This is a genomic window from Nonomuraea sp. NPDC049504 (genome assembly GCF_040676845.1).
In the GTDB taxonomy this organism is placed as follows: Bacteria; Actinomycetota; Actinomycetes; order Streptosporangiales; family Streptosporangiaceae; genus Nonomuraea; species Nonomuraea salmonea.
Window position 1 is genome coordinate 48,299 of the sequence record NZ_JBFAPT010000003.1, and the last position, 16,154, is coordinate 64,452.

14 protein-coding genes are annotated in these 16,154 nt (G+C 71.3%); 11 read left to right on the top strand and 3 right to left on the bottom strand.

Annotated features, from left to right (window positions below; translation table 11 throughout):
* The first annotated feature begins 27 nt into the window (after positions 1 to 27).
* The 10 genes from AB0K28_RS06695 to AB0K28_RS06740 all read left to right on the top strand — a co-directional run bounded on the left by AB0K28_RS06695 (position 28) and on the right by AB0K28_RS06740 (position 10,052).
* Positions 28 to 1,068: an LLM class F420-dependent oxidoreductase gene (locus AB0K28_RS06695; RefSeq protein WP_364365994.1), complete on the top strand. Its 1,041-nt coding sequence runs from the start codon at positions 28 to 30 to the stop codon at positions 1,066 to 1,068.
* A 211-nt stretch (positions 1,069 to 1,279) separates the two neighbouring features.
* Entirely contained in the window at positions 1,280 to 2,560 is a 1,281-nt protein-coding gene (locus tag AB0K28_RS06700; RefSeq protein ID WP_364365997.1) for a dicarboxylate/amino acid:cation symporter, read from the top strand.
* A 149-nt stretch (positions 2,561 to 2,709) separates the two neighbouring features.
* Complete coding sequence (locus AB0K28_RS06705) at positions 2,710 to 4,389, top strand: serine/threonine-protein kinase (protein WP_364366000.1); 1,680 nt, start codon at positions 2,710 to 2,712, stop codon at positions 4,387 to 4,389.
* A gap of 106 nt (positions 4,390 to 4,495) precedes the next feature.
* The gene (locus AB0K28_RS06710; RefSeq protein ID WP_364366002.1) at positions 4,496 to 5,560 is read left to right on the top strand and encodes a Xaa-Pro peptidase family protein; all 1,065 of its coding nucleotides are present in this window, start codon (positions 4,496 to 4,498) and stop codon (positions 5,558 to 5,560) included.
* Between the two features lie 26 nt (positions 5,561 to 5,586).
* The gene (efp, locus tag AB0K28_RS06715; protein ID WP_345401287.1) at positions 5,587 to 6,147 is read left to right on the top strand and encodes an elongation factor P; all 561 of its coding nucleotides are present in this window, start codon (positions 5,587 to 5,589) and stop codon (positions 6,145 to 6,147) included.
* A gap of 1 nt (position 6,148) precedes the next feature.
* Complete coding sequence (gene nusB, locus AB0K28_RS06720) at positions 6,149 to 6,559, top strand: transcription antitermination factor NusB (protein ID WP_345401290.1); 411 nt, start codon at positions 6,149 to 6,151, stop codon at positions 6,557 to 6,559.
* A 172-nt stretch (positions 6,560 to 6,731) separates the two neighbouring features.
* A complete protein-coding gene (locus tag AB0K28_RS06725; protein ID WP_364366006.1) occupies positions 6,732 to 7,097 on the top strand; it encodes an MmcQ/YjbR family DNA-binding protein in 366 nt (121 codons plus the stop codon).
* Positions 7,098 to 7,355: 258 nt separating this feature from the next.
* Positions 7,356 to 8,111: a methyltransferase domain-containing protein gene (locus AB0K28_RS06730; protein WP_364366009.1), complete on the top strand. Its 756-nt coding sequence runs from the start codon at positions 7,356 to 7,358 to the stop codon at positions 8,109 to 8,111.
* A gap of 70 nt (positions 8,112 to 8,181) precedes the next feature.
* Positions 8,182 to 9,423: a DNA polymerase IV gene (dinB, locus tag AB0K28_RS06735; protein ID WP_364366011.1), complete on the top strand. Its 1,242-nt coding sequence runs from the start codon at positions 8,182 to 8,184 to the stop codon at positions 9,421 to 9,423.
* 230 nt (positions 9,424 to 9,653) lie between these two features.
* The gene (locus tag AB0K28_RS06740) at positions 9,654 to 10,052 is read left to right on the top strand and encodes a DUF3040 domain-containing protein (RefSeq protein ID WP_364366014.1); all 399 of its coding nucleotides are present in this window, start codon (positions 9,654 to 9,656) and stop codon (positions 10,050 to 10,052) included.
* Between the two features lie 387 nt (positions 10,053 to 10,439).
* On the opposite strand, the gene AB0K28_RS06745 is transcribed toward AB0K28_RS06740, so the two are convergent.
* The 3 genes from AB0K28_RS06745 to AB0K28_RS06755 are packed head-to-tail and all read right to left on the bottom strand — an operon-like array spanning position 10,440 to position 15,143.
* Entirely contained in the window at positions 10,440 to 12,866 is a 2,427-nt protein-coding gene (locus AB0K28_RS06745) for a DUF3488 and transglutaminase-like domain-containing protein (RefSeq protein ID WP_364366017.1), read from the bottom strand.
* A complete protein-coding gene (locus AB0K28_RS06750) occupies positions 12,863 to 14,125 on the bottom strand; it encodes a DUF58 domain-containing protein (protein WP_345401311.1) in 1,263 nt (420 codons plus the stop codon). The genes AB0K28_RS06745 and AB0K28_RS06750 overlap by 4 nt, the downstream gene beginning before the upstream one ends.
* 40 nt (positions 14,126 to 14,165) lie before the next feature.
* Complete coding sequence (locus tag AB0K28_RS06755; RefSeq protein WP_345401314.1) at positions 14,166 to 15,143, bottom strand: MoxR family ATPase; 978 nt, start codon at positions 15,141 to 15,143, stop codon at positions 14,166 to 14,168.
* 481 nt (positions 15,144 to 15,624) lie between these two features.
* On the opposite strand from AB0K28_RS06755, the gene mraZ reads away from it, so the two are divergent.
* Positions 15,625 to 16,056 (top strand): division/cell wall cluster transcriptional repressor MraZ, encoded by a 432-nt coding sequence (gene mraZ / locus AB0K28_RS06760; protein ID WP_345401317.1) that lies wholly within the window; start codon positions 15,625 to 15,627, stop codon positions 16,054 to 16,056.
* The last annotated feature ends 98 nt before the right edge of the window (positions 16,057 to 16,154 follow it).

Below are 16,154 nucleotides of genomic sequence, written 5' to 3' on the forward strand. Positions count from 1 at the left end.
ACATCATTCGGTCAGTGGGAGCCCTGAATGCGCATCGGTATGGCACTCAACTACGCGGGCGGCTTCAAGGAGTCGGTGGCCGAGCTGGCCGACTACGAGAAGGCCGGGCTGGACATCGTGTTCGTGGCCGAGGCCTACTCCTTCGACGCCGTCAGCCAGATGGGCTACATCGCGGCCAGGACCGAACGGCTGCAGATCGCCTCCGGCATCCTGCCGATCTACTCGCGCACGCCGACGCTGCTCGCCATGACGGCCGCCGGGCTCGACTACGTCTCCGACGGGCGGTTCACGCTGGGGCTCGGCGCGTCGGGGCCGCAGGTGATCGAGGGCTTCCACGGGGTGCCGTACACCGCGCCGCTCGGGCGTACGCGGGAGGTCATCGAGATCTGCCGCCAGGTCTGGCGGCGCGAGCGCGTCCAGTACGACGGCCGCCACTACACCGTGCCGCTCCCGCCCGACCAGGGCACCGGTCTGGGCAAGCCGCTGAAGCTGATCAACCACCCCGTACGCCCCCGCATCCCCATCATGATCGCCGCCATCGGCCCCAAGAACGTCGAGCTGACCGCCGAGCTGGCCGAGGGCTGGGAGCCGATCTTCTACCTGCCGGAGAAGGCCGCCGACGTCTGGGGCGCCTCGCTGGCCGCGGGGAAGGCGAAGCGCGACCCCGAGCTGGGCGAGCTCGACGTGGTCGCGCACGCCACGCTGGCGATCGGCGACGACGTGGCGGGGCTGCGCGAGTTCGGCCGGCCGATGGCCGCCCTCTACATCGGCGGCATGGGCGCCAAGGGCCGCAACTTCTACAACGACCTGGCCAGGCGCTACGGCTACGAGAAGGAGGCCGAGCAGATCCAGGACCTCTACCTGGAGGGCAAGAAGGACGAGGCCGCCGCGCTGGTCCCGGCCGAGCTGCTGGAGAAGACGTCGCTCATCGGCAGCGAGGGCTTCGTGCGCGACCGGGTGCGGGCGCTGAAGGAGTCAGGGGTGACCACCCTGAATGTGGCGCCGATCGCCAAGACGCACGAGGACCGGGTCAGGCTCATCGAGCAGATCAAGGACATTGTGTCGTAGATCACACTTCATCAGGGAATTTGCCACATTTCCTGATGGTTATGCCGGGCTGTGAGGTTTTCCGTGGTGATCGTGTGGCTCATCGAGCGGCTGCACATCGATCTGTGCAGGCTGCACGGATCGCTCTGTAGCTGACGCCACTCTCGTCCCTGTCGTCATCTCCCTCACCCCGGCATGCCTCTGGCATGCCCGCATGCGAAGGCATCCCCCCGTGAAGAGATTCACCTTCTCCCTGCAGTTGCTGCTGGGCCTCGCCGTCGGCATCGCCCTCGGCTTCGTCGCCAAGATCTGGGACGTCGCCTGGCTCACCGAGACACTCACCAAGGTCGGCTCGATCTTCGTCCAGCTGCTCAAGCTCGCCGTACCGCCACTCGTCTTCACCGCGGTCCTGGTCAGCGTGGCCAACCTGCGCAACGTCAACGGCGCCGCCAGGCTCGCCACCAAGACGCTGGTCTGGTTCCTCATCACCGCGGCCGTCTCGGTGGCGCTGGCGATCGGGCTCGGCCTGCTCATCAACCCCGGCCAGGGCGTCACCCTCGACACCGGCGCGGCCAAGGCGCCCGAGCACGCCGGCACCTGGCTCGACTTCGTCACCGGCATCCTGCCCACGAACATCGTCACCGCCTTCACCGAGGTGGAGGTCCTCCAGATCGTCTTCCTCGGCGTCGTGCTCGGCGCGGCCGCCCTGGCCGCCGGCGACAAGGCTGAGCCGTTCCTGAACCTCGCCCGTTCCGTCCTGGAGCTGGTGCAGAAGGCGCTGTGGTGGGTCATCAGGCTCGCCCCCATCGGCACCGCCGGCCTGATCGGCAAGGCCGTCTCCACGTACGGGTGGGACCTGCTCGCGCCGCTCGCCAAGTTCAGCGCCGGCGTCTACATCGGCTGCTTCATCGTGCTGCTCGCCGTCTACCCGGCGCTGCTGGCCTTCTGGGGCAAGGTGAGCCCCGTCCGGTTCTTCCGCAACGCCTGGCCCGCGATCGAGCTGGCGTTCGTCTCCCGCTCCTCGGTCGGCACGCTGCCGCTGACGCAGCGGGTCTCGGTCGAGCGCAACGGCGTGGACGCCGACTACGCCTCGTTCGCCGTGCCGTTCGGCGCGACCACCAAGATGGACGGCTGCGCCTCGGTCTACCCGGCGCTCGCCGCGATCTTCGTGGCCCAGGTGTTCGGCATCCAGCTCGGGGTGGGCGACTACCTGCTCATCGCGTTCGTCTCGGTGGTCGGCTCGGCCGCCACGGCGGGCCTGACCGGCGCGACCGTCATGCTGACGCTCACGCTCAGCACGCTGGGCCTGCCGCTCGAGGGCGTCGGCCTGCTGCTGGCCATCGACCCGATCCTGGACATGATCCGCACCGCGACCAACGTGACCGGGCAGATGGTCGTCCCGGTGCTGGTGGCGCGCTCGGAGGGCCGCCTCGACACGGCCGTGTTCAACGCGCCGCCGCAGCCGCTCGACCAGCCGCGCGTGGCCCGCGTGGCGGAGCCCGCGACGGCCTGAGTCCGTGAAAAAGGGGGGCGGGTGCACCGCCCCCCTTTTTCCTGCCCGTACGCGGCCTGGCAGCGTGTACGCGGGGCGTCGGGGGCCGCGGGGGCCTATGGTAAGTCGGAAATCCTGATAATCCTGATTTCTAAGTATTTGGCGGGGATATGTCCGACGCGGAGCGCGCGCCCTCCTTGATCGCCGGCCGGTACCGGCTCGACGAGCGCATCGGCAGCGGCCCGATGGGCGAGGTGTGGCGAGGGTACGACACGCGGGCCGACTGGGTCGTGGCCGTCAAGGTGCTCGGCGCCAGAGCGGCCGGCCCGGCCACCCGTGAGGTGCTCAGGCAGCACGCCCAGGCCGTCGCCAAGGTCATCCACCCCAACGTCGCCATGGTCCTGGACGTCGGAGAGCACGACGGGGCGCCGTTCCTCGTCATGGAGCACCTGACCGGGCTCAGCCTGGGCGAGGAGCTGGCCGCGCGCGGCAGCCTGACCATCGTCGAGGTGTGCGACCTGATCGGGCAGGCCGCCGCCGGCCTCGACGCCGCGCACCGGGCCGGCGTCGTGCACGGGCAGGTCGATCCCGACGCCTTCAGGATGGCCGCCAGCGGCGTGCTCAAGGTCGTCGGGTTCGGGATGGACGGGCGCGAGCCCGTACGCGGCAGCGGCCGCTACGCCGCCCCCGAGCGGGTCCCCGGCGAGCCCGCCGAGGCGCCCGGTGACATCTACGCGCTCGGCTGCGTCTGCTACGAGCTGCTGTGCGGGCGCCCGCCCTTCGACGACAACGCGCCCAGGGGTCAGGTGGCGCCGCCCGGCGGCATCAGGGCCGAAGTGCCCGCCGAGCTGGACCGGCTGGTGCTCGCCATGCTCGCCGACGACCCCGCCAGGCGGCCGGGCAGCGGCGAGTCCATCAGGCGTACGCTCGCCGCCATCGCCCGCCCCAAGCCCGCCGCGCCGCCCCAGACCGGTGCCTTCCCCGACGGCGCCTTCCCCGACGGCGGCGTCCCGCCCCAGACCGGTGCCTTTCCGCACGGCGGCGTCCCGCCGCAGACCGGTGCCTTTCCGCACGGCGGCGTCCCGCCGCAGACCGGTGCCTTTCCGCACGGCGGCGTCCCGCCCCAGGCCGGTCCCGGTCCTGGGCCCGGGGGGATGCCGCAGACCGGGGCCTCGCTGCGCGGGGCCGGGCTCGGGCAGGGGGCCGGCGCCACCGAGGTCTACGCCGTTCCGCCGCGGGCCGGTGACACCGCCGTCTTCCAGGCCGCCGACCTGGAGCCCGAGCCGCCGTCGGGAGCCCGTAACCGCAAGCTGATCCTGCAGATCGGCATCGCCGTCGCCGTCATCGCGGCCGTGACCGTGGTCATGGTCTCGATCGCGGGACAGCGCGAGGAGCAGCCGGTCGCGGAGCCCACCCCCACCGTCGTCCCGACCGACACGCTGCAGGAGGTGGAGCCCAGCTCACCGCCGCCCAGCCCCGACCCCACGCCGGAGACCGTGGCCACGATCGGCGAGGACGACATCACCTCGCTGAACGAGGCCGTGACCCCCAAGGCCACCCTCGGCGGCAGGTCCGAGCCGGCCGGCGGGTACGGCACCTGGCTCCAGCGCTTCGACCAGGCCCTGATGGCGCAGGAGGCGACGGGCGGCATCGACCCCCGCGTCTCCGGCAAGGCCCGTGAGAAGCTCAGGAAGGCCGCGAGGAAGCTCGGCGAAGGCCACCTGGACTCGACGCTCAACCACGTGGCAGGCGTCTACCGCGACCTGCTGCGGGCCCAGGAGAAGGGCGACATGCGGTCCTCCGGCCCGGCTGCCGAGTTCATGCGCGACTGGCGCCTGCCCGGCCACTGACCCAGCCTGGGAGCCCGCCTGGGAGCCCGCCGGGAGCCCGCCCGGGACAGGCGGGGTGAGCGCGTGCGGACGGTGTCCTTGTCGCCCGGAGGCGTAGATTGGCGGAATGACCTTCGACTACGCGGCGCGGCGGGCGCGGCTGGCCGAGTCGCTGGCCGGCCACGAGGTCCACGCGCTGCTCGTCACCTCGCCGGTCAACGTCCGCTATCTGACCGGCCTGGCCAGCTCCAACGCCGCCGTCCTGGTGGGCGCCGACGGCGGCGCGGTGCTGGCCACCGACAACCGTTACATCGGCGCGGCCAGGGCGCTCGACCTGCCCGTGGTGGAGGCGGCCGACGTCGCGGCGCGGCTGCTCACACCCAGCCCCGGCGCGCAGGAGGGCACCAGAGGGGTGGGCATCGAGGCGGGGTGCATGAGCGTGGCCACGTACCTGCGGCTGGGCGAGGGTCTCGTGCCGCTCGGGCCGGTCGTGGAGCGGCTGCGCGCGGTCAAGGACGAGCAGGAGCTCGACCTCATCCGCACCGCCTGCGCGCTCACCGACCAGGCGTTCGCGGACGTCGCGCCGCGCATCGCCCCCGGCATGACCGAGCGCGAGCTGGCCCGCCTGCTGGAGCAGCGGATGGCCGAGCTGGGCGCCGACAAGCCCGCGTTCGACACGATCGTGGCGGCGGGGGAGAACGGCGCGGTGCCGCACCACAGCCCCACCGGCCGCGAGCTGCGCGCCGGAGACCTGGTCACCATCGACTTCGGCGCCCGCTACCAGGGCTACCACGCCGACATGACCCGCACCGTCAGCCTGGGCCCGCCCGCCGCCTGGCAGCGCGAGCTGTACGACCTCGTCGCCGAGGCCCAGCGCGCCGGACGGCATGCCCTGACCCCGGGCGCCGGGGCCAGGGAGGTCGACTCCGCGGCCAGGTCGGTCGTGGCGCTGGCGGGCCACGGCGAGCACTTCAGGCACGGTCTCGGCCACGGTGTCGGCCTGGAGATCCATGAGGAGCCGTTCCTCGGCCCGTCGAGGACCGGTAGACTAGAGGATCGAGTTCCGATCACCGTCGAGCCGGGGGTCTACCTCCCGGACCGGGGCGGGGTTCGCATCGAGGACACGCTCGTGACACGTGAGGGCGGGCCGGAACTCTTCACCAAGACGACCAAGGAGCTGCTCGTCCTTTAGAGCGGCCGCACGCGGGAGAAGAACGAGTGGCGACGACCAACGACCTCAAGAACGGCATGGTGCTGAAGCTCGAGGGCGGTGAGCTCTGGAGCGTTGTCGAGTTCCAGCACGTCAAGCCGGGCAAGGGCGGCGCGTTCGTGCGCACCAAGCTCAAGAACGTCCTCTCCGGCAAGGTCGTCGACAAGACCTTCAACGCCGGGGTGAAGGTCGAGGTGGCCAACGTCGACAAGCGCGAGATGCAGTACTCGTACAAGGACGGCGACGACTTCGTGTTCATGGACACCGAGACCTACGACATGGTCAACGTGCCGGCCGGCACCGTCGGCACCGCGGCCAACTACATGCTGGAGAACACTCTGGCCACGGTCGCGTTCAACGAGGGCTCCGCGCTCTACGTCGACCTGCCCGCCGCCGTCGAGCTGACCATCTCCAACACCGAGCCCGGCCTGCAGGGCGACCGCTCCACCGGCGGCACCAAGCCGGCCACGCTGGAGACCGGCGCCGAGATCAAGGTGCCGCTGTTCATCACCACCGGCGAGAAGGTCAAGGTCGACACCCGCAGCGGCGAATACCTCGGCCGGGCCTGAGGTGTCGGCACGCGGCAAAGCACGCAGGAGAGCGCTCGACATCCTCTTCGAGGCCGAGCTGCGCGACGAGGATCCGCTGAAGATCCTCGCCGAGCGCGTGGAGCGGCAGGAGCCGCCGGTCAACGAATACACCTCGACCCTCGTCGAGGGGGTCGCGAGGCACCACGCGCGCATCGACGAACTCATCACGACGTACGCCGAGGGCTGGACACTCGACCGGATGCCGGCCGTCGACCGTAATCTGCTGCGCGGCGGCACGTACGAGCTGTTGTGGATGCCCGGCGTGCCCGAGGGCGTGGTCATCAGCGAGTGGGTGCACCTGGCGGGGGAGCTGTCCACCGACGAGTCGCCGCAGTTCATCAACGGGCTGCTGGCGCGCTTCAAGCAACTCAAGCCAAGCCTCACCCTTTAGACACCCATTAGGTACCCCGTTTCGGGGGACCGGAGGGCCACGTTCGGGGTACGTTTCCAACCACGCCGGTCCGTACGGATAAGGGGCGCGTCACCAGCCGCGACGCGCCCTTTTCCCGTTCTCGCAGGTGAGCGACCGGGTTTTCGTCGGTGCCGCTGGCTAGGGTGACCGCATGGTGACAGAGGACGACGTACGCGGGCTGGCGCTCGCGCTGCCCGAGACCGCGGAGCGCGCCATGTACGGCACGCCCGCCTTCTACGTGCGCGGCAAGTGGTTCGCCCGGATGCGGGAGGAGGGCGACCTGCTGGTGCTCCCGGTGCCGTCCGAGGAGCACAAGCACGAGCTCCTGACCGCTGAGCCCGCCACGTTCACCACCACGCCTCACTACGACGGGCACGCGATCGTGCTCGTGCGGCTGGCGGCGGTCGATCCCGGCGAGCTGGGCGAGCTGCTGGCGGAGGCGTGGCGGCTGCGCGCTCCCAAGGGCCTGGCGGCCGCCCCAGAGCCGGCTGACGGCCACGGGCGCGGCTCACCGTGACCCACGGGTGGCCCGGCCGCCGCCCGCAGGGCTGAGCGCCGCTCAGACGGTGACGCGCCGGCTTTCCGTAATGGGTCCTTCAGCGGGGGAGCGGGTGCTCCCGCGTACGGCGTAGGCTGGGGCCCGTCCATGGAGAATGCCGTCCGCGAAGTGCACGTTTCGCGAGACGCGCGAGCCGCGTCTCGCGGCGGCCAGCCCGGTCGACCCGGGCGCCGCCCGTGGGGCGCCGGTCGCGGCGGAGAGGGAGGCGAGCCGAGGTTGCGTGCAGAAGGCGTCACCACGAGGACCCCGGCGGTGCGCACCGCCGTCGTCTGGGACGCGTTGCGGTCCATGCTGGCCGAGCGCACGGCGGCCACCGGGCGGACGTCGCTCGACATCGTCGACGCCGGCGGCGGCACCGGCGGGTTCGCCGTGCCGCTGGCCGAGCTCGGCCACTCCGTCACCGTCGTCGACCCGAGCCCCGACTCGCTGGCCGCGCTGGAGCGCCGCGCCAAGGAGCGCGGCGTGAGCGTGCGCGGCCTTCAGGGCGACGCCGCCGACCTGGGCGAGCTGCTCAGCCGCGACGCCGCCGACCTGGTCCTGTGCCACAGCGTGCTCGAATACGTCGAAGACCCGATCAGCGCGCTCACCGCCGTGGCCGGGCTGCTGCGCAGGGGCGGCACGGTCAGCGTGCTGGCCGCCAACCCGGTCGCCAGCGCCATCCACCGGGCGCTGGCCGGGCAGTTCGACGAGGCCAGGGCCGTGCTGAGCGACCCGGGCGGCACCTGGGGCGACCGCGACCCGACGCCGCGCCGCTTCTCCGCCGAGACGCTGGCCGAGCTGCTGGGCGCCACCGGGTTCACGATCGGCTCCATCCACGGCGTACGCGTCTTCGCCGACCTGGTGCCGAGCCGGCTGCTCGACGGCGAGCCGGGCGCCGCCGAGGCGCTGGTCGCGCTGGAGCAGGCCGCCGCCACCCATCCCGTGCTGCGCGACGTCGCGACGCAGCTGCACGTGCTCGCCCACCGGACCTGAGCCCGCGGAAGGGAAGAATCGATGACCGCTCCCCTCGGTGTAGAACGCCTGTTCGGATAGAATCGGCGGCGTGTCTCGCAAGCAGATCACCGGCATCGGCCCCGCTCCGCGGACCGGGGTCGATGACAGCGGCTGCCCGATCCTCCACGTCGACATGGACGCCTTCTACGCCAGCGTCGAGCTGCTCGAGCGGCCCGAGCTGAAGGGGCGTCCGATGATCGTGGGCTCACCGGCCGGGCGCGGCGTCGTGCTCAGCGCCACCTACGAGGCCAGGGCGTTCGGCGTGCACTCGGCGATGCCGATGAGCCGGGCGCGCCGGCTCTGCCCGCAGGCCACGATCATCCCGCCGAGTCACGGCAAATACTCCGAGGTCTCCAAGGGCGTCATGGAGATCTTCCACGCCATCACCCCGCTGGTCGAGCCCATCGCGTCCGACGAGGCGTTCCTCGACGTGGGGGGTGCGAGGCGGCGGCTCGGCCCGCCCGCGACGGTGGCCGCCATGATCAGGGAGCAGGTGTCGGAGCGCTACGGCATCACGTGCTCCGTGGGCGTGGCGAGCAGCAAATTCATCGCAAAACTCGCCTCCAAGCAGTGCAAGCCCGACGGGCTGCTGGTGGTGCCCGCCGACGAGGTGGTCGACTTCCTCCACCCGCTGCCCGTCTCGGCCCTGTGGGGCGTCGGCGAGCGCACCGAGCAGTCCCTGGTACGCCTCGGCATCCGCACGGTCGGCGACCTCGCGAGGGTCCCGCCCACGACCCTCCAGCGCGAGCTGGGGCAGGCGGTGGGCGGCCATCTGGCGGCGCTGGCCTGGGGGCGCGACGAGCGTCCTGTGACCGCCCACGTCCCCGACAAGAGCATCGGCAACGAGGAGACGTTCGCCGCCGACGTCGACGATCCCGACGTGATCAAGCGTGAGCTGCTGCGGCTGTCGGAGCGGGTCGCCGCTCGCATGCGTAAGGCCGGTCACGTGGGAAGAACTGTAAGTGTGAAGCTACGCCGAGCCGATTTCACCACGATCAGCCGGTCGCGCACGCTGCGTGAGCCGACCGACGTGGCTCAGGTGATTTACGCCACAGCCTGCGAGCTGTTCGATGCGGCCGGGCTCCAGCGGGTGCGGCTGCGCCTGGTGGGGGTCCGGATGGAGAACCTCCGACCGGCCGGCGAGGCCACCCGGCAGCTCAGTCTCGGCGAGAAGGAGACCGGGTGGCGCGAGGCGGAGCAGGCCATGGATCGCGCGATCCACAGATTCGGTCCCGATGCGGTGCTCCCTGCGTCGCTGGTACGTGGCAAGCTTGATGAAATAGAGACATGACGTTCGATGTCAGGACTTGCTGGGGGCGTCCGTGTCAGGATTTTGGGGAGAGGGAGGCGAGATGGGCCACAATGGAGCCATGACGTCACCTCCGGTTTGGTCTGCGTTGGACGTTTGCTTTCGCCTACGTCTACAGCCTCGTATTCTGGGGATAACCGACCGCGAGGTTCGGACACCCCGTGTCGTCCGTTGCCGTCTTCCCCGTCCTGGGGCCGTCCTTGGGAGGCGCCGTGCCGCTCTCTGAGCACGAGCAGCGCTTGCTCGACCAGATCGAGCAGGCCCTCTACGCCGAGGACCCGAAGTGGGCCAACACCGTAAGGATCAGCGACCCGCGCAGCCATTACAAGCGTCGCCTGGTCAAAGCCTCCATCGGCTTTGCCCTGGGCGTCGTCATCATGATGGTCGGCGTGGTGATGAGCCTGATCCCGCTCGGCGTCGGCGGTTTCGTGGTCATGCTCGCCGCGTGTCTGTGGGGCCTGTCCAGCTGGAAAAAGATGAACGGGTTCGGAGACTCCGCCCCCGCCGCAGGCACGGCCACTCCTCCGGGCAAGCAGGCCCGCCGGGGCAACCGGGGCAGCTTCATGGAGCGCATGGAAGAGCGCTGGCGCCGTCGCCACGACGAGCGCTGACCCGCGAGGCTAGCTGACGCGGCCGCCCCCGGCACGGGGCGGCCGCCCGCATGCCCACCCCCCGGCCGCCCGCCGCCCGCCGGGCGCCGTGGCCGCCACACGAGCCGCGACCACCCGACCGGTGCGTTCCAGAGGGAGTGAGTTCAGCGCCTCAGCAGTCGCGACGTGACGCGCCCGGCCCTCGCGGACCCTGCCGATGCCGCCGTCTTCAGCGCCCCAAGTGACGCGACCGTCCGGCCCCTTACGGGTCCGGCCGACGTCCTCGTTCAGCGCCCCAAGTGGCGCGACCGCCTCGCCCCCTACGAGTCCGGCCGACGTCCTGGTTCAGCGCCCCGAGTGACGCGACCGCCCGGCCCCGTACGGGGCCGGGCGGTCGCTGTTTCGGGGTCAGGCGCCCTTTTGGGAGGTGCGGCGCAGCCTGATCGTCTCCAGCAGGTCGAAGCCGTCGAGCAGGCGTTCGCCCAGCATCCGGATGCGCCGCAACGTGGACGGCGGCATCAGGACGGCGCGCAGCCGCCGCCCGCGTGACACGGTGGCCGCCAGCGCCAGGCGCACCTTGCGCAGGTCCTTGCCCATGGGCGCGATCCTGCCCGGCTCCCGGGCGAACAGCACCCGCTCCACGTTGCCCGCGATGGCCGTCATGGCAGCGGCGGACTCGGCGTCGAACTCGTACTGCTGGGTGAGCCGCCGGGCCAGCGCCCGTGGGGTCTCGCTGGGCAGGCGGGCCATGCCGTAGTCGTACAGGACGTCGTCCAGCTCCGCCCACACGGCCGCGACGGTGGTCTGGCCGCGGCCCACGGCCATCCTGGCGGTCAGCTCGTCGGAGGGCTGGGAGACCTTCCAGGTGAGGCGGCGTACCCGCCGGTTGCGCGAGACCAGCCGCAGACCCGCCGGGATCAGCAGGACGAGCAGCAGCGCGCCCGCCCCGATGCCGATCTTGCCGGCCAGCGGCATCGAGTCGTCGGGCGGCAGCGTGCCGGTCGCGACGGTGCCCTCGCGGTCCAGCTCGCGGATGTTGCGCCGGGCCTGCGGGTCCTGCGGGGCGTCCGCCTCGGAGCTGGTGGCGCCGGGCGACGGCTCGCTGGTGGTGGCGGCCGGCTCGGGCCGCGGCCGGGAGTATTCGGGCACCCGGGCGCTGCCCTGGCCCGCGGCGCCGGATGGCGTCGGCTCGAACGGCAGCCAGCCCACGCCCTCGAAGTACAGCTCGGGCCAGGAGTGGGAGTCGTTCGTGCCGACCTCCCAGTGGTCGCCGACCTTGGTGCCGCCGGTGTAGCCGATCGCGACCCGCGACGGGATGCCGATCAGCCGGGCCAGCACCGCCATCGACGCGGCGAACTGCTCGCAGTAGCCCGCGCGCGAGCGCAGCAGGAAGTCGCTGAGCGCCGAGTTGCTGTGGCCCTGCGTCTCCAGGTTGTAGGTGAAGCCGCCGTCGGTGGTGAAGAACTCCTGCAGCATCACCGCGGCCTCGTACCTGGTGTTCGCCTCGGCGGTCTCCTTCTCGGCGAGCTCCAGGATGCCGGGCGGCAGGTTCTCGGGCAGGGCGAGGAAGCGGTCGTCCACCTGGGGCGGAGTGTTGTCGGTCGCGTCCAGCAGGTCGGCGGTGGGCTGGGGCTCGCTGGTGCTGACGTCGTACTCGATGCCGGCGGCCTCCTCGCGGGTGGAGAAGACCATGAGCGTGTCCACGTCGGCCCGCCAGTCACCGTCCACCTTGATCTGCCGCGGCGGGTACGGCAGCGGCAGGAACTGCAGCCGCGCGATCTCGTCGCTGATCCTGACGTTCGTGACCACGTTGGTGATCTTGGGATCGCGGCCCAGCCCCGGCGGGGCGGGCAGCGGGCCGTTCTCGGTCCTGTTCTGCGGCGCGCCCTTCGGCTGGGTCATGCCGAACTGCTGCCCGTCGAACGTGTCGAGCGCGTAGATGCGCAGATAGCGGGGCTGGTCGTCGTTGTTGGTGTAGGTCAGCACCACCCGCCGGTCCGGCAACTGCAGTTGCCCCTTGAGGTTGGCGATGGGGTTGGGGATGCTGATCGAGTTCCCGGGCCCCGAGCCGCGCCCGCCGACGCCGAAGGTGAAGAAGGACACCGGCTCCATCGCGGGCAGCGCCGCCGGCAGCAGCACGGCCAGCACGATCGCCGCGAACCCGATGCGCTTGCCCGACAGCCGCAGCCCGCTGGTGTCGGCGGTGTCGCGCGGCGGCGTCCCCTGGGACGGGGTCACCACGCGGGTCCGGCGTACCAGCACCGCCCGGCCCCAGTGGCCGATCCGCTCGCGCCCGTCGGAGATGAGCAGCCCCACGAACCCGAGCGCGGCGATGATGAACGCCGGCCAGCTGATCGGGTCTGTCAGGATCGTCGCCGGCACCGTGGCCAGCGCCAGCAGCGGCAGCCCGGCCAGCGCCGCCCGGCGCAGCCGCGCGGCGAGGAAGTCCACGGCGATCGCGATGAGCGCCACGCCGCCCGACGTCAGCAGCGTGATGCCGTCGGTGTCCGGCACGGGCGCCGCGAACCGCTGGATGTCGGCCCACCCGACGCCGAGCAGCCTGACCAGCTCCGCCACCGAGTCCTTCGTCGGCACGATGAGCGCCCACGCCTCCTCCGAGGCGAAGGAGACGGTCAGGAAGATCCCCGTGGCCGCCAGCCCGACCAGCGGCGCCGCCCACGCCGGCAGCGACAGGCGGCTGCTCAGCAGGCCCGCCGCGACCACGGCCAGCACCGCGCCGAGCGAGGTCCAGAACCAGGCGCCGCCCGCGAAGAGGGGGTAGAGGAGGACGGCCGCGGTGAACGCGGCCACCCCCGAGGCGATCGTCAGTCTCATGCCGCCCCTCCCGCGGGATCGAGCACGTATCTGCCGCGTCCCGCGGCGTCCGGCCAGACGGTGGCGATGGAGGTGCCCGCGGGCAGGGTGACGATGCGCCAGCCGTACCCGGCGAGCACCGTCTCGACGGCCCGCTGGTTCTCGGCGGCGGTGCCGTCGCCGCCCTCCCACGAGCTGACGTCCAGCAGCACCGCCACCGCGGTGATGCCGCTGTGCCGCAGCCTGCCCAGCTCCCTGGCCTCCTCGGGCTCCATCGCGCCGAGCACGGCGACGATCAGCCCGTCGCCGCCGCCCTGGCGCAGCGCCGAGACGCCCATCTCCAGGGAGCGGGCCGGGCTGTGCCTGATCACGGCGAGGGTGTCCAGCAGGGAGTGGCTCAGGCCCTGGTCGGTGAGGTGCTCGGCGCCCTGGTCGGTGACCAGCCGCAGGCCGAGGCCCTCGCGGGCGAGGTGCACGCCGATCGAGGCCGCCGCCGAGACGGCCACCTCGAACGACGAGCGCGGACCCTCGCCGCGGTGCGCGTGCCTGCGGGTGTCGAGCAGGAGCGCGCCGCGGCTCTGCCACTGCTGCTCCTCGCGGCGCACCATCAGCTCGCCGTGACGGGCCGTCGAGCGCCAGTGCACCCGCCGCAGGTCGTCGCCCTGCCGGTATTCGCGCGGCGCCACGTCGTCGTCGCCGGCCGCCGCCACACTCCGCGTACGGCTGTCGCCGCCGCCCGTCCACTCGCCCGACAGCCGTACGTGCGGCAGCGCCACCACCTGCGGCGTCACCACGAGCGTGTCGCTGATCGTGAACGACCGGGCCAGCTCGACCAGCCCGAACGGGTCGGCGATGCGGATCGACAGCGGCCCGATCGTGTAGCGCCCGCGCAGGTCGGAGCGTACCCGGTAGTCGATCTCCCGCACGCCCCTGGCCTCGACCCTGTCCAGCACGAACCTGGGCCGCACGCCCAGCGCGTACGGCACCGTGTCCTCGATGAGCAGCAGGCCGGTGGGCAGGCGGGTGACGTTCTCGAGGCGCAGGGTCACGGTGGCCTCGCCGCCCACCTCGGCCCGCGCCGGGTCCAGCCGCCTGGCGCAGCTCAGCCGGTAGCGCGTCCGCGCCACCACCATCGCGGCCAGCAGCGGCAGCGCCGTGATCAGGACGCCGATCCTGAACAGGTCGTTCTCGCCCAGGAGGACGGCCATGACCAGCGCCGCGATCCCGGACGCCAGGAACGATCTGCCCCGGGAGGTCAGCGCCCGCAGCCCGGCCCTCACCGCGCCTCTTCCGGCGGGCGCGGGTCCTGGATGTCGGCCATCAGGCCCCCCGCGTCTCCGGCACCGGGACCCGCCTGACGAGGTCGGTCACGACCTGCTCGGGCAGGCGGCGCTGGCCCTGGGCCTCGATGCTGGGCAGCAGGCGGTGCGCCAGCACGGGGATGGCGAGGTCCTGCAGGTCGTCGGGGATGACGTAGTCGCGGCCTGACAGCGCGGCGTGCGCCCTGGCGGCGCGTACGAGCTGCAGCGTGGACCTCGGGGAGGCGCCCAGTCGCAGGTCGGGGGAATGGCGGGTGGCCACGACGAGGTCGATGGCGTACTTCTTGACCGGCTGGGAGACGTAGACGCCGCGTACGGCCTCGATGAGGGCGCGCACCTCGGCGGTGGTCGCGACCGGCTCCAGCTTGTCGAGCGGTGAGGTGCCGCCGTGCACGTCGAGCATCTCCAGCTCGGCGGTCGGCTCGGGGTAGCCCATCGCCACGCGCGCGGTGAAGCGGTCGCGCTGCGCCTCGGGCAGGGGATAGGTGCCCTCCATCTCGATGGGGTTCTGGGTGGCGATCACCATGAACGGCGCGTCGAGCTGGTACGTCCGCCCGTCCACCGTCACCTGCTGCTCCTCCATGCACTCCAGCAGCGCGGACTGCGTCTTGGGCGAGGCACGGTTGATCTCGTCGCCGACGACGATGTTGGCGAAGACGGGACCGGGCTTGAACTCGAACTCCCGCGTCTGCTGGTTGTACGCGCTGACCCCGGTGATGTCGCTGGGCAGCAGGTCGGGGGTGAACTGCACGCGGCGTACCGGACAGTCGATGGAGCGCGCGAGCGCCTTGGCGAGCATCGTCTTGCCGACTCCCGGCACGTCCTCGATGAGGAGGTGGCCTTCGGCGAGCAGGACGGTAAGGGTGAGGCGGACGGCGTCGCTCTTGCCCTCGATCACCGATTCGATGGCCTGCCGGATCCGGTGGGCGGTGGTGACCAGCTCGTCGAGCTGGGGAGGGACGTCATGGGTTACTGCCACCAGGCCTCCATGAGAAGTGCGACGGCTGTCCCGGTACGGTGCCTTTGCGGGAGCCATGCCATTCCTTTTCCATTGTCTGTACGACCCTACGACGCTGCGGGTTCTGTAGCGACATTTGTGGATATTCAGGGAACACCGGTGATGTTCCGGTTCTTGCGGCATGGTCGTGCGAATCCCGTGACACAGCGCACCGCCATGTGCCCCGCGAAGCGCCCCACTTTCCTCCACCCCGAGCTTCGCCGCCCCCGCGAAGGCCCTATTTGAACGGCGTTTCAAAGCCCCGACACGCCCATGGCGGTCGCCGCCACCCCACCGCCCCCCACCCCAGGCCATGCCTCTGACCTGCGGTAACGCAAGGGAAACCGATGATGAAGACGGTTCGAATCAGTTGACGGTGGGGAGAAGTGGAGTATGGTGGTGCGCAGTGGAGGGCCCGGTGCACCAGCGCTGAGCGCTTCACGAGGCACGGGAGGTGGGGCCGGTGTTCCTCGGCACCCATCAACCGCGTCTGGACGACAAGGGACGGCTGTTCCTGCCGGCTAAGTACCGTGAGGAGCTGGCGGAGGGTCTTGTGATCACCAAAGGCCAGGAGCGATGCCTCTACGTCTTTCCCGTGGAGGAGTTCCAGCGCATTACCGAGGCTCTCAGCACCGCCCCGGTCACCGCCAAGGCGGTACGTGACTACAGCCGCGTCTTCTTCGCCAGTGCGTCCGACGAGAAACCAGACAAACAAGGACGCATCACGATCCCGCAGGGCCTTCGCGCGTACGCGGGCCTGGAACGTGACTGCGTCGTCATCGGGGCCAACACCCGGCTGGAGATCTGGGACGCGCAGGCCTGGGACACCTATCTCAGCGCACAGGAGCAGGCGTTCGCCGAACTGTCGGAGGAGGTGCTGCCAGGGATCTTGTAGGAACCACGGTCGATCCGTCGGTGATGTCGTTCGGCGAGGTCTCCACCCGCAACCACTGTCCGCCAGCTGATGCACCTTCCCCGGTGTCAGATGGCGGG

What these genes read in the sequence shown, in the direction of transcription:
- AB0K28_RS06695 (WP_364365994.1), top strand. Translation starts at nt 28, where the DNA reads ATGCGCATCGGTATGGCACTCAACTACGCGGGCGGCTTCAAGGAGTCG.
- AB0K28_RS06705 (WP_364366000.1), top strand. Translation starts at nt 2,710, where the DNA reads ATGTCCGACGCGGAGCGCGCGCCCTCCTTGATCGCCGGCCGGTACCGG.
- AB0K28_RS06710 (WP_364366002.1), top strand. Translation starts at nt 4,496, where the DNA reads ATGACCTTCGACTACGCGGCGCGGCGGGCGCGGCTGGCCGAGTCGCTG.
- AB0K28_RS06725 (WP_364366006.1), top strand. Translation starts at nt 6,732, where the DNA reads ATGGTGACAGAGGACGACGTACGCGGGCTGGCGCTCGCGCTGCCCGAG.
- AB0K28_RS06745 (WP_364366017.1), bottom strand. Translation starts at nt 12,866, where the DNA reads ATGAGACTGACGATCGCCTCGGGGGTGGCCGCGTTCACCGCGGCCGTC.